This is a genomic window from Corallococcus sp. AB045, assembly GCF_003668895.1.
Lineage (GTDB): Bacteria > Myxococcota > Myxococcia > Myxococcales > Myxococcaceae > Corallococcus > Corallococcus coralloides.
This window is the reverse complement of sequence record NZ_RAWN01000242.1, coordinates 1-12,331: the sequence shown is the minus strand read 5'-3', so window position 1 is coordinate 12,331 and position 12,331 is coordinate 1. Positions and strand designations below refer to the sequence as shown.

General features: G+C 69.7%; 11 protein-coding genes. 2 read left to right on the top strand and 9 right to left on the bottom strand.

The genetic code is table 11. From position 1 onward, the window contains the following. From epsX to glp, 6 genes are all read right to left on the bottom strand, one after another. On the bottom strand, nt 1-1,153 hold a 1,153-nt coding region (gene epsX / locus D7Y21_RS36190), incomplete at its 3' end, for an exopolysaccharide export protein EpsX (protein WP_121718116.1). A 3-nt stretch (nt 1,154-1,156) separates the two neighbouring features. Beyond that, complete coding sequence (epsY, locus tag D7Y21_RS36185; protein ID WP_120564613.1) at nt 1,157-1,792, bottom strand: exopolysaccharide export protein EpsY; 636 nt, start codon at nt 1,790-1,792, stop codon at nt 1,157-1,159. Nucleotides 1,793-1,807: 15 nt separating this feature from the next. Next, complete coding sequence (wzx, locus tag D7Y21_RS36180; protein WP_233591680.1) at nt 1,808-3,361, bottom strand: exopolysaccharide biosynthesis flippase; 1,554 nt, start codon at nt 3,359-3,361, stop codon at nt 1,808-1,810. A 114-nt stretch (nt 3,362-3,475) separates the two neighbouring features. Next, complete coding sequence (epsZ, locus tag D7Y21_RS36175; protein WP_120564612.1) at nt 3,476-4,948, bottom strand: exopolysaccharide biosynthesis polyisoprenyl-phosphate hexose-1-phosphate transferase EpsZ; 1,473 nt, start codon at nt 4,946-4,948, stop codon at nt 3,476-3,478. 293 nt (nt 4,949-5,241) lie between these two features. Next, nucleotides 5,242-6,672: a formate dehydrogenase accessory sulfurtransferase FdhD gene (gene fdhD, locus D7Y21_RS36170; RefSeq protein WP_121718115.1), complete on the bottom strand. Its 1,431-nt coding sequence runs from the start codon at nt 6,670-6,672 to the stop codon at nt 5,242-5,244. Further along, nucleotides 6,669-7,922, bottom strand: a complete 1,254-nt coding sequence (glp, locus tag D7Y21_RS36165; RefSeq protein WP_121718114.1) for a gephyrin-like molybdotransferase Glp — start codon at nt 7,920-7,922, stop codon at nt 6,669-6,671. The genes fdhD and glp overlap by 4 nt, the downstream gene beginning before the upstream one ends. Nucleotides 7,923-8,078: 156 nt before the next feature. On the opposite strand from glp, the gene D7Y21_RS36160 reads away from it, so the two are divergent. Both D7Y21_RS36160 and D7Y21_RS36155 read left to right on the top strand, forming a co-directional pair. Further along, complete coding sequence (locus D7Y21_RS36160; RefSeq protein ID WP_121718113.1) at nt 8,079-8,690, top strand: molybdenum cofactor guanylyltransferase; 612 nt, start codon at nt 8,079-8,081, stop codon at nt 8,688-8,690. A gap of 62 nt (nt 8,691-8,752) precedes the next feature. Continuing rightward, on the top strand, nt 8,753-9,361 hold the full coding sequence (locus D7Y21_RS36155; RefSeq protein ID WP_147469471.1) for a hypothetical protein: 609 nt from the start codon (nt 8,753-8,755) through the stop codon (nt 9,359-9,361). A gap of 3 nt (nt 9,362-9,364) precedes the next feature. Here the strand turns inward: D7Y21_RS36155 and D7Y21_RS36150 are convergent, their stop codons facing one another. The 3 genes from D7Y21_RS36150 to nrfD form a co-directional block, all read right to left on the bottom strand. Further along, nucleotides 9,365-9,964, bottom strand: coding sequence for a hypothetical protein (locus tag D7Y21_RS36150; protein ID WP_121718111.1), 600 nt, complete (start codon nt 9,962-9,964; stop codon nt 9,365-9,367). A 6-nt stretch (nt 9,965-9,970) separates the two neighbouring features. Continuing rightward, entirely contained in the window at nt 9,971-11,065 is a 1,095-nt protein-coding gene (locus D7Y21_RS36145) for an AAA family ATPase (protein WP_121718110.1), read from the bottom strand. Between the two features lie 43 nt (nt 11,066-11,108). After that, nucleotides 11,109-12,331 (bottom strand): NrfD/PsrC family molybdoenzyme membrane anchor subunit (gene nrfD, locus D7Y21_RS36140; RefSeq protein WP_370039766.1); only part of this gene is annotated, 1,223 nt, incomplete at its 5' end.

The following is a 12,331-nucleotide window of genomic DNA, read 5'->3' as shown; positions in this document are numbered from 1 at the left end:
CCACGGCCCCGCCTACCGCGAAAGCGCCGCCCCCCGTCCCGGAGAACCGGAAGCGCGGGCTCAGCGCCCAGGTGCCGTTCAACGTCAGGTCTGCTCTCGGGTACACGAGCCCCGTCAGCCGGTCCACGAAGGGCGTCACCCGCGCGGCGAGCCGGCCGTTGAAGTCCGCCGTCCGCGACGGCACCCGGTGGGACACCGCCAGCGTCAGGTCCGGGAGCAGCTCCAGGCGCTGCGGCGGATCCTCCACCGGCGCGCCCCCGACCTGAAGGGTCCTCAGCCGTCGGCTACCTGCCGAGGCGGCTGATGGGGTGACCCCGGGCACCTCCGGGTCATCCGTGGGGTCCTCCCCGGTCGCGCGCACGGAATACGCCATGCCCACGCCCACCCCTGCCTCCACCGACGTGCGCCGGTCCAGCCGGTGCGTCCAGGCGCCGGTGAGCGTCGTCACGGTGGCGCGCGCGCCGGTGGAGAAGCGCGAGTCCGTGTAGGCCAGCGTGGTGCTCAGCGTGTGCCGGGGCGCGGGGGAGTTCCCCAGGGACAGCTGCGCGCGAGGGCCGTACTGGAAGGGCACCGCCTCCTTCGCCGTGTCATCCAGACCGCCGCTGGCGGAGAAGCCCGCGCTGCCGGACAGCCGCCAGCCCGGGCCCAGCCACACCGTCTCCGCCGCCAGCGTCGTCAGCGAGGACAGGAAGAACACCGTGTCCACGCCCTCCGGCAGGGGCTGGATGGGGAGGGCCGGCGTGTCCCCGGGCACCGTCGGGTCGTCGTCCAGACTGCCGCCCAGGGGCAGGTTGGTGAAGAGGTTCACCTGGCCCAGCACGAACTCCTGGGTGCCGTGCAGCGTGAGCCCACGCGAGGGACGCCAGTCCCCCAACAGCCGCCCCACGTGCTGCACTTCGGTGCGAGGGTTGGTGGTGGCCTCCCGGAAGGAGATGCGCGGCGCGTACTCCACCTGCGCCACCGCGCTGCCGTCGTCGTACTTCAGGCTCACCGTGGGGACGATGTCCATGTCCGCCGCCAGGGGGGACACGGCTTCCCCCGTGGCCTGCTGGTCCATGGAGCGCGCGCGGGTGTCCACGCGGGCCGCGGCGCCGTACGTCACGGAGGCGGAGGCCACCTCCAGCCACAGGCTCGCGAGGGCCGCGTCCAGCACGGGCTATTCCACCACGACCACGTCGCCGGGGCGCAGGCGGAAGGCAGCCGCGCGGCCCTCTCCGCGGATGATGTCCTCGTAGCGCACGCGGATGCGCGTGGGCTGCTCCGCCTGCGGGTCGTCCCGGCGCAGCACGAAGATGCGGTCGCGGTGGGCGTAGTCGGTGAAGCTGCCGGCGGCGCCCAGCGCCTGGAGCAGCGTCGCGCCCGGGTCCAGCACGTGCGCGCCCACGTTGGCCACTTCGCCCAGCATCGTCACGGACATGGGGCGCGCTTCCTCCAGCGACACCGTGACGACGGGGTGGTTGATGAAGTCCTTGAGCCGCGTCTGGATCTGCTGCGCCAGCAGGGCCGGCGAGTGGCCCGCGGCCTCCACGTCGTCCAGGAAGGTGAGGCTGATGTGGCCGTCCTCGCGCACCCTGGCGCGCGTGGTGAGCGCCTCCTGGCCGAACACCTTCACGTTGAGCACGTCGCCGGGGACGATGCGGTAGGCCTCGTCCGACGCGACGGGCTTCTCCTGGTAGTCGTTCACCCAGGTGTACTTGCCCAGGCCGCTGCACGCGGGGGCCAGCAGGAGCAACCCGGCGCACGCGAGCGCGCGGGAGACGGGACCGCGGAATCGGGACGGGCGGGACGGCATGGCGCTAGAAGCTCCTCACGCGGCAGGGGCGGCCGGCACGGCCACGTCGGAACCATTACCACCGCGCTGCTTCGCCATGCGCACGACCTGGAGCAGCTCCGAGGGGCGCACGGCGCCGGTGCCCAGCACGCCCACCACGTAGGCGGTGGCCGTCAGCCCCAGCCGGGGCCACGCCTGCATGCCCGCCCCGGACAGCACCCGGTCCAGGACCACGCAGCCCACGCACACCGCGGCCGTCTTGGCCACCATGAGGAGGGAGCGCCGGTCGAAGGAGTTCCTCCCCATGCGGCTGAGGAACAGCACCGTGACGATGACCTCCGTGAGGAACATGGAGAGCGCCGTGGCGGTGGCGCCGCCGGACGGGCCAATGCGGCCGTACAGCGACGGGATGAGCATCAGGTTGAGGATGGGGTTCACCACCGCGCCCATGGTGGCCGCCAGCGTCACCCACCACTCCTTGTTGGACATGGTGAGCCAGATGCTGCTGACCATGGTGACGTAGGCCATCACGAAGATGGGGGACAGCACGCGCAGGGGCAGCGCCGCGGGCTCGAAGCCGGGGCCGCACATCAGGCGCACCCACAGGTCCGCGCCCAGCACCATGGCCATCATCACCGGCACGGTGAACGCGAGCACGCCCTCCAGCGAGCGGCGCGTCAGGTTCGACAGCTCCTCCGGGGAGCGGGCCGCCGCGCGCGACATCATGGGCATCAGCACCCAACCGAAGATGGGGGAGATGAGGAACGTGAGCCCCGCGATGCTGAACGCACCGCCGTACCAGCCCACCTCCTCCTTCGACGCGAGCTTGCCGAGCAGCGTCATGTCCGTGCGCCCGTTGCACGCCAGCGCCGCCGCCGTGAGGAAGAACGGCAGGCACGCCTTCATCACCTTCTTCGTCGCGGTGAGGTCGACGCGGAACTTCAGCCCCAGGTGCTCCTTCGCCAGCTTCCAGCTGATGATGAGCTTCACCGCCTCCGACAGCACCATGGGCACGGCCAGCCACTGCAGGCCCACGCCGAACGCGGCCATCAGCGCCAGGCCGCCGCCCCACACAATCTTGGTGATGACGTTGGAGACGGACAGGCCCGCGACCTTGCCCTTGGAGTGCAGCAGCGCGGCCATGGACGCGTTGATGACCATGAGCGACTGGGCCACCGCGAACCACTGCACCAGGTGCTGCACCTCTGGGGGCTCGCCGGTGTGGTGGAGCACCAGCGCCAGCGCCACCATCAGGACGAGCGTCATCGCCAGGCGCAGGAGCATCGTGGTGCCAAAGAAGTCGCTCGCGTGCTCCGGGCGGACGGGGACCTCTTTGCGGATGTACGTCTCCAGGCCCAGGTTCGTGGCCACGAAGAACGTGGCGGCGAACGCCTCCGACCAGTTGAAGTAGCCGAACGCCTCCGGCCCCAGGTAGCGCGGCATCAGCGCGCGGATGCCCAGCGCGATGGCGTACGTCACCATCAGCGAGCCACCGAGCTGCAGGGTGCTGCGGACCGCGCCGCGCACTTCGTTCGCACGGGCGCCGTCATCGGCTTCAGCGGAGGGGGAGGTCGGACTGTTCACGGTCATGGAAGACGCGGGCCTTCGGGGCTGCTGTGCACCCAAGGGGAGGAAGGCCCGCCCCATGGAAAGACGAACGGGCCCGGCGCGTCAACGCCGGGCCCGGGGATGACACTCCGGTTGCTAGCTTGCTCCGCGACCGGTGATGACCACCGGCACCGTCTGCAGGAGCAGCCGCAGGTCGCCGGTGAGGCTCCAGTGGTCGATGTACTGCATGTCCAGGTACATCCACTGCTCGAAGGAGATCTGGTTGCGGCCGGACACCTGCCAGATGCAGGTGAGGCCCGGGCGCACGGACAGGCGGCGGCGCTGCCACGTCTCGTACTTCGCCACCTCGCTGGGCACCGGCGGGCGCGGACCCACGATGCTCATCTCACCGCGGAGCACGTTGAGGAACTGGGGCAGCTCGTCGATGGAGAACTTGCGGATGAAACGACCGATGCCGGTGATGCGCGGGTCGTTCTTCATCTTGAAGACGGGGCCGGTCTGCTCGTTCTGCGCGGCCAGCCGCTCCTTGAGCTCCTCCGCGTTCACCACCATGGAGCGGAACTTCAGCATGTAGAACGGCTTGCCGTGCTGACCGGTGCGCAGCTGCTTGAAGAAGATGGGGCCGCGCGAGGTGAGCTTGATGCAGGCGGCCACCACCGCGAACAGGGGCAGCAGGGCCCACAGCGCCACCGCGGACACCGCGATGTCGAACAGGCGCTTCATGGCCATCTGGTGCGGCTTGGGCGCCACCGCGGCGAAGTGCAGGTAGCCGTCCGCCACCGCGCGGGACTCCACCGGGCGGGCGCGGTCCAGGCGGAACGAGTGCGCCGGCAGCGCGAACGGCACGCCGAAGCGCTCCGCCAGCTTGATGGCCGCCTGCATGGACTCGCCCTGCTTGAGCGTGTTGCCCGCGATGTAGACCTCGCTGACGGGCAGCGTGCGCAAGAGGCGCTCCAGCTCGTCCGCGGGCCCCAGCACGTCCGAGGGCAGGCTGTCGCCGGAGGCGTGGTCCTCCGGGAAGCGCACGTAGCCCAGGATCTTGTGACGGCCGCGCTTGAGCAGGTCCTCACCCGTGTAGCGGCCCATGGCGCCGGTGCCCACGATGAGCACCTCCTCCGTGGGGGCCTCCTGCGAGGCCACCTGGCGGAAGACGCCCAGGCGCAGCAGCAGCGCCACCGGCCAGAAGATGAAGAGCAGCGGCGCCAGGCCCACGTGGGCCGACTGGGGCATCGCCAGCTCCAGCACCGCCTGGATGGTCACCACCGCCAGCGTGGTGACGGACACCAGCGCCACGTGGTCCAGCTTGCTGCGCTCGGCGAAGCGCGAGTCGTACAGGCACAGCGCCGTGCCCGTGATGAGCCACACCAGCACCGCCGTCACCACCATGCTGGGCAGCTCCCAGCTCATGGGGAACGTCAGCCCGCCGCGCATATAGGCGGAGCCCAGCAGCACCGCCACCAGCAGCGCCACATCCACGGTGAGGTTCAGCTTCGCCGCGAAGCCAGGAGCCAGGCGCGGCGGATCGGTGACCTCGGCCGCGGCCGTCACCCCCGTCGCCTCGGATGCCTTGACCTCGGCGCTTGCAGTCGCACTGCTCATCGTGTCCACCCCCCTCTGCTCACGTTCGGCTCTTGCAGAGGATGCCGTCTAGACTAGAAAAGTTTAACCAGGAGGAAATGAAAGATTGCCAAATAGTGCGTCGCGGCGCAACCACTGCTCAGCAAGAAAGACATGACAACAGGTGAAAACTTGGACACCCATCCCAGCCGTCGGGTGTGAGTTCCCTTGCGTGGACAGTGAAGTCTGGCGGGGTCATTGGATCCCCCCTGGACTCCCATGTGACCCGATGGAGCCGCCGACTGCATGTACGATGCCGGTCTGACAGTCGGATGTTCGCGCTTTCATCGGGATGCGTCATGGCGGAAGTCATGAGGAATTCCCGAGAGTTGGGGATGCGGCTCCAGGCGTTCAGTCGCCGTGTAGACGTTGCAGCGGCCGTTCCTTGAGAACGCGGCGAGCGTCACGCCGGCACGCAGGGCCAGGTCGATGGCCAGGGAGCTGGCGGCGGACACGCTGACCACGACGGGGATGCGGGCGCGGGCGGCCTTCTGGACGATTTCGAAGCTGGCGCGGCCGCTGACCGCGAGGACCGTGGGGGCGGCGGGGAAGGGCGGTGTGGGCAACCGGCGCGGGGAGCGCACAGCGCCGGCCAGGACCAGGGCACCCACCACCTTGTCCACGGCGTTGTGGCGGCCCACGTCCTCGTGGGCGGCGAGCAGCTCGCCGTGGGCGTCCAGCGCGGCGGCGGCGTGCACCCCACCGGTGAGTTCGAACGTGTGCTGGATGGCGCGCAGGCGTTCGGTGGCGCGGGCCACGGTGTGGGCGGAGAGGACAGGGCCGGGGGCGACGCTTTCGCAGGTGGCCATCAGGTCGTCCACGCCGCGGCGGCCGCACACGCCGCAGGCGGAGGTGGTGAGGGTGCCGCGGCGGGTGGCCTCCACGCGCTCCAGGTCGAGCACGGCGCCGGCGGCGGGGACGACCTCCAGCACGTTCCCGTACCCTTCCTCGCCGGGGTGTCCGCAGTGGAAGAGGCTGCCCAGGTCGTCGCCGTCGTCGAGGATGCCTTCGGCGAAGAGGAAACCCACCGCGAGCTCGCGATCATGGCCGGGGGTCCGCATGGTGGTGGCGACGGGGTCGCCATTCACGCGGATCTCCAGGGGCTCCTCCACGGCCACGCGGTCATCCTCGGCCGCACGGAGCGTGTCTCCGTCGAAGCGGCGCACGGCGCGGTGGGTGACGCCGCGCGGTTCCGGACGGAAGACCTTCGGCGCCGAAGATTGATCACGCAGCCACGCGGTGAGGAAGTCCGCGACTGCACAGACGGTGGCCGGCACGCGCGGGCGCGAGTCCACGGTGGGCGGGAGCGCGGGCGCGTCCGTCACCAGGGCCAGCACGTCGGGGCGCGAGGCCGCGAGCGGGGCTTCCAGGCCCTCTCGCCACACCTCCAGCTTCGGGAGGGGTCCGTCCTTCCAGCCCTCCACGAGCACCAGGTCCACGCGGTCCGCGTCGCGCGCGAGGAGCGAGGGGGACAGGGGCTGCCGGGTGGTGAGCTGCGTGCCGTCCGGCGTGGCGAAGCCGGTGAGGACCGCGCCCGCGGCGTCCAGGCGCGCGGTGTCGCTGCCCGGGCGGTGGAGCGGGTGCGCATCCGAGGAGTGCTTCACGTACGCGACGCGCAGGCCGCGCGAGGCCAGCTCCGGCAGCAGGCGCTCCAGGAGCGTCGTCTTGCCGGCGCCGGAGTGGCCGATGAGGGCGAGCGCGGGAGGCGGCTTCACGCGGCCTCCACGGCTTGGAAGTCTGGCTGCTCGAAGAGCTGCACGTCCACGGACTCGCCCTGGGCGAAGTCGGCGCGGCCGGCGGGGAGCACGGCCCAGCCCCGGGCCGCCACGTTCTGGAGGATTTGTCCGGCGCCCTGGGGACGCAGGCGGGCCCACGGTTCGACGCTGTCCTCGCGCGTCTCGAGCGCCGCGACGGTGACCAGGTAGGTGAGGCCGGCCTGCTTGTGGCGGGGCTCGGAGAGGCGGGCGCGGGTGACGCGGCGCTGTTCGATGACGCCCTGGTGCTTGAAGAGGAGGGGCCGCGCGAACTGGTCGAAGGCGACGGTGGCGGCGCCGGGGTTGCCGGGCAGCACGACGACGGCGGTGGAGCCCAGGCGGGCCACGGCCACGGGCTTGCCGGGCTTGAGCGCGACGCCGTCCACGAGGAAGCGCGCGCCCATCCGGGTGAGGACGCGCTTCACGCAGTCCTTGTCGCCCACGGACGCGCCGCCGGTGGTGATGAGCACGTCGACCCGGGGCGCCAACTGCTCCAGCTGCGCGTGCAGCTCCGCCTCGTCGTCGCGCGAGCGGGCCAGATGGGTGATGTCCGCGCCGGCCTCGCGGGCCAGGGCGGCCACGAGGAGACGGTTGCTCTCGAAGACCTGGTGGGGCGCCGCGGGCTGGCCGGGGGGGACGAGCTCATCTCCGGTGGCGACGACGGCGACGCGTGGCGCGGGGCGCACGAGCGCGGTGGCTTCGCCCAGCGACGCGAGCACCCCGAGCACGGTGGCGTCCACGCGCTGGCCGGCGGGGAACAGCGGCGTGCCGGGCATCACCTCTTCGCCGGCGCGGCGCAGGTCATGGCCGGGGTCGACGGAGACGAAGAGGTCCACGTGGGTGCCGTCGTCGGTGGGGCGCGCGGCCTCCTGGCGGACGACGGCGTCGGCGCCGGGGGAGAGGGGGGCGCCGGTGAAGACGCGCGCGGCCTCGCCGGGCTGGAGGGCGCGGCGCGGGAGGTGGCCGGCGTAGACGGTGTCGACGATGCGCAGGCGCGCGGGGCGGTCGCGGTTGGCGCCCCGGGTCTCCTCGGCGCGCACGGCCCACCCGTCCATGGCGGAGTTGTCGCAGCCGGGCAGCGCGCGTGACGCGACGATGCCAGCGGCGAGGAACCGGCCATGGGCTTCCATCAAGGGAAGGCGAGCGGGTGCCGCGGGCACGATGGCATCGAGCGCGGCCAGTCGCGCGGCGGGGAGGGGAGTCAGCGGCATGAGTCGGCGAGGGAGCGGCGGACTCTACGACGGGGTGCGCGTGCCTTGTCCACGGGGGGCATGGGAATGGCGGTTGCTCCCTCCCTCTGGGGCTTGGCGGAATCCGCGAGATGAAGCGTTTTCTGGGCGGATGAGAGGTGTGTAGGGTCGGCGGACATGGACGGATCCGCGACCTTTCCCGACGTGACGCTGGCCATCCTGGCAGGGGGGCAGGGGACCCGGCTGGGGGGCGTGGCCAAGGGGCTGCTGAGCGTGGAGGGGCTCACAACCTTGGAACGGCTGCGAGCGTTCGGGTCGCATTTCGAGGACACGGTGCTGGTGGCGAATGTTTCGGAGCCGTACGAACGCTTCGGGATCCGCACGGTGGCGGACGCCGTGAAGGGCAAGGGAGCGCCGGGAGGGGTCCATGCGGCCCTGGGTGCGGCCCGCACGCTGTGGGTGTTCGCGGTGGCGTGCGACATGCCGTTCGTGACGGAGGCCGCGGCGCGGGTGGTGCTGGATGCGCGGAGTGGGGACGTGGATGCGGTGTGCATCGAGCGGGACGGACGGTGGGAGCCGTTGTTCGCGGCGTATCGTACGGAGCTGGTGACGCGGTGGGGTGAAGCGTTGGTGGAGGATCCGTCTCTGCGGCGGCTGCTGATGCGGTTCCGAACGCGGACCTTGCACGTGGACGCATTGCGCGCGGTGGATCCGGAGCTGCGCGCCCTGGCGAACGTGAACACGCCGGAGGACCTGGTTCGCTATGGCGTCACGTTGCCGGAGCGGTGAGTCCGGGACGTGGGCGCGCGGGGCAGGTTGACGGGGAAGGGGGAAGGATGGAGCCTTTCAGGATGACCCGGGACTGGAACTCGCTGATTCGCTACGCCCTGGAGGGCGCGGAGGGGGAGCCCTTCCTGCGCTTGCTCAAGGAGCGGCTGCGGACCGGGAGTCAGGTCGTCAGCGTGCGGCTGGAGAACGCGGGTGGGAAGCCGGAGTACGTGCTCATCCTGTCGCTGCACAAGCAGCTGTCGGAGATGCGGGTTCCCCATTCGGAGGGGTTCACGAGCTGGTCGTTCGATACGGGAACGCGGATGGCGGACGAGCCGCAGGAGCAGGCACGGTTCGTGCTGCTTCTGGGGGAACGGTTTGCGGCGCTCGCCAGTGACGTGGGGCCGGATGTGCTGATGGCGCTGCTGTCGAACCATCTGCCCGCGTTGGGGGCACCGCGTGCCAGTGAAGCTGCGCGGCACCTGCGGACTTCGCGGCATGTGGACAGCGCCGTGCGGCGGGCGGCGGAGAAGTTGGATTTCGTCCTGGTGGGATTGGCTCGCGCCTTGGGGCGCTCGCTCAAGTACGACGCGGCCACGACCGGGCGGATCCTGGATGGAGCGCTGGCGCAGTGGATCTCCCAGCCGCCTCGGGCAATGGGCCTGGATGCCCAGGTGCCGCAGCTGCCGTAGCGTTCACCAGCGCTTCACCTGGTCGACGAAGGCCTTGAAGCTTGGGCGTGCTGAGAGTCGCGCGATGGCTTCCGGATGCTGGAGCCATTCCAGCGCCATGCCCTTCATCACGTGGCTGGACGGCTGCGGCTTGCCGTAGCAGTCCTTCTTCAGGACCGGACGGCTATAGCGCTGCTCGGGAGAGGGCTCCGTGAACGCATGGCCTTTGGCGATGAGGAGCCAGGTCTCCAGGGTCTGTGTGGGCACGACCACACAGGAGCGGTAGGGAGCTTCGCGCCAGCTCGCGGGGATGGTGCTGTGCAGCCAGCACACGCGGCACCCGTGCTCATTCGCACATTCCTGGGCGGAGTCGTGCGCCGGGTCGTGGGGAAGTCCGCGTGTGCTTCCTCCATCGTTGTCGATGGCGACGAGCGCGTGACGAACGCCCTGCTGCGCCGCCTTGTTGAGGTACAGGCAGGCTTGCTTCCGCACGTGCTTGCAGCCGTTGAATTCGATCTCGCTCTTCCAGGCTTCGACGGGAGCGCCGAGGACCCGTTCAAGCAGGTAGCGGTAGAGTTCCCCGTCGTAGGCGTGGAACTCACTGGCGATGGCGACTGTGAGCACGGGAGTTCAGAACGCGGTGCTGAAGGCGCCGGTTTCCAGGAGATCTCCTGGTGGTGTCTGCTGGAGAGCCTCGACGAGTTCGGGGACGTCGCTCAATCGCTTCACTCTCGTTCCCTTGTCGGAGCGACGGAATAGGAGGATTGCCTCCGGTTCGTCCCGGAAGGCGTTGAGAAGGACGGTCGAGTGCGTGGCGATGATGAACTGGCAGCCACGCTCACGGACAAGATCCTTGAGGAGATCCACCAGTTCGCGAAGCCGCTTGGGGTGGATGGACTGCTCAGGCTCTTCAATGCAGAGGAGTTGCCCCGGCTCTGCGCTCAGCGCATGCATGGCCAAGGCTGTGAACGCTAGCACGCCATCGGAGACATGCTCTGCGTCAAATGCCAATCCGTCGTTTTGCCGGAACCAGAGCCGTTGATGTCCTGGAACAGGCGCAGGCCGTACGAGGACCTCCTTCATTTCAGGAAGGCAGCGCGACAGGAAGCCATTCAAGGCCTGAACCTTCTCGGGAATGGCACCGCGCCAGAGGCCAACAACCGCCGCAATCCCCCGGCCATCTACGCCAATTCCAGGATTCGGCACTACCTCGCTGTCAGCACGAAGTGCACCAAGAGAAAGCTTGATGAACTTGGTGTCGACGAAGGGATCCCACAGTTCGTCTAGAATGCGGGATGCCTCGTGGTCGGGGTCTAGTCTACTCGCAATGAAGAAATCACTGCTGGTAGTGAAGCCGTAGCGGCGATTGTTGACGCGGATGTTGTCAGTTCCTCGTTCGAAATCGCTGCCAGCTTTGCTGAATGCTTTTTCAGAGATGATGGAACTGAGCCGGTCCAGCGAGCAGATGTAGCTACTTCCGTTTGCTTGCCATTCGATATTACAGAGGCCAGCACCAGTTCCCGGGGTATGGAAGAAACCATCGCCTTCCTGGGATACAGCCGCGTGAGCCCCAGCCAGGAAGCCGTTCTTCAGGAACCGCGCCACGCTCATGAAGTTCGACTTGCCGGAGTTGTTCGGTCCCACGAGCACCGTGATGGGCTCCAATGGGATCGTCTGCTCCTCGCCGAAGCTCTTGAAGTTCTGGAGCGTGATGGACTCAATCATGCCCGGAACGTAGCACTCCCTACCGACAAGGTAAGGCGCGGCGTCACGGCTCCGGCTGCGTCACCATGAACCGTGCGTAGGGCATGCCCGCCCGTGGCGCCGAGCCCTGGCCCAGCACGGGCAGCGGGAAACTCAGCGGCTTTCCATCCGACGCCGCAGTGTTCCCCTCCACCTGCGCGGCACCCAGGCCCTGGCGCTGTCCCTGGAACGTGGCCTGCGGATTCCTCGCGGAAGCCCTGCCCGCCTGGATGATGGCGTAACGCGCGGCCACCGCGCCCACCGTGGTCAGCACGTCCGCCGTCACCTGCTTCCACCGCGCCCGTCCCGGCAGCACGTCCATCACCAGGCCCGCCAGGGAGCACGTTCGGGACAGCGTCCACAGCGCTCCCGACACACCCGTGCGCAGTGGCTTCCCCACCTCCACCACCTGCCGCGCCTCCAGTTCCACCGCTTCGCGCGTGAACACCTCCGCCACCTTGCCCGCCACACGGAAGCGGCGCAGCACGCGCTCCTCCGCGTCCGTGTTCGGGAACAGGGACAACAAGCTCCCCGCGCTCGCAGTCGCGGAGGCCATGAAGAACAGCGGCAGTGTGCGCCCCACCTGCTGCCATAGGGGCACCGCCGTGTTGCTCACCAGTACCGCCGTGTACCCCGCGAGCGGCAGGCCCAGCACCGCGCCCATCCACCCCGCCGCGCGTCCCACTCCGCCCAGCATCCCGGGCATCCGTCGCAGCACGAACGCCGCCGTGTTCACCGCGCCCGAACCCGCCAGCACCCACGACCCCACGCTCATGGGCGACGTGGGCCGGAACACGCGCAGCATGTTCAGGAAGCGCGACGGCCGGCCCAGGTCGTGGATCAACAGCCCCGCGCTCACGATGTCCCCCGCCGTGGCCACCGCGTGACACCGCTCATCCAACCGCTCCAGCCTCCGTCCTCCCAGGTGCTCCAGCGCCACCCCGAGCACGCTCGCCGCGCCCGCCACTCCGCCCACGTAGAAGTACGCCGGGACCGTCCAGATCCACAGCGGCTCCTTCAACACCGGCATGCCGTAGTAGCTCGGCGCCTCCGCGCTGTCCGGCCCCGACCGCGAGGGCACCGTGGGCAGCACGTCCATCCCATGCCGCGTGGGCTCCGGGTCCTTCACCCGCTGCTGAGCACCCTCGCCCTCCAGGATGCCCGCGCGCGTGTCGATGTTCCGCCCGTCCGCCTTGCGCTGGAGCCGATCCAACAGCGTGTCGTCGCTCATCCGCGCCCCTCCCGCCC

What these genes read in the sequence shown, in the direction of transcription:
- epsY (WP_120564613.1), bottom strand. Translation starts at nt 1,792, where the DNA reads ATGCCGTCCCGCCCGTCCCGATTCCGCGGTCCCGTCTCCCGCGCGCTC.
- wzx (WP_233591680.1), bottom strand. Translation starts at nt 3,361, where the DNA reads ATGACCGTGAACAGTCCGACCTCCCCCTCCGCTGAAGCCGATGACGGC.
- glp (WP_121718114.1), bottom strand. Translation starts at nt 7,922, where the DNA reads ATGCCGCTGACTCCCCTCCCCGCCGCGCGACTGGCCGCGCTCGATGCC.
- D7Y21_RS36160 (WP_121718113.1), top strand. Translation starts at nt 8,079, where the DNA reads ATGGACGGATCCGCGACCTTTCCCGACGTGACGCTGGCCATCCTGGCA.
- D7Y21_RS36155 (WP_147469471.1), top strand. Translation starts at nt 8,753, where the DNA reads ATGACCCGGGACTGGAACTCGCTGATTCGCTACGCCCTGGAGGGCGCG.
- D7Y21_RS36145 (WP_121718110.1), bottom strand. Translation starts at nt 11,065, where the DNA reads ATGATTGAGTCCATCACGCTCCAGAACTTCAAGAGCTTCGGCGAGGAG.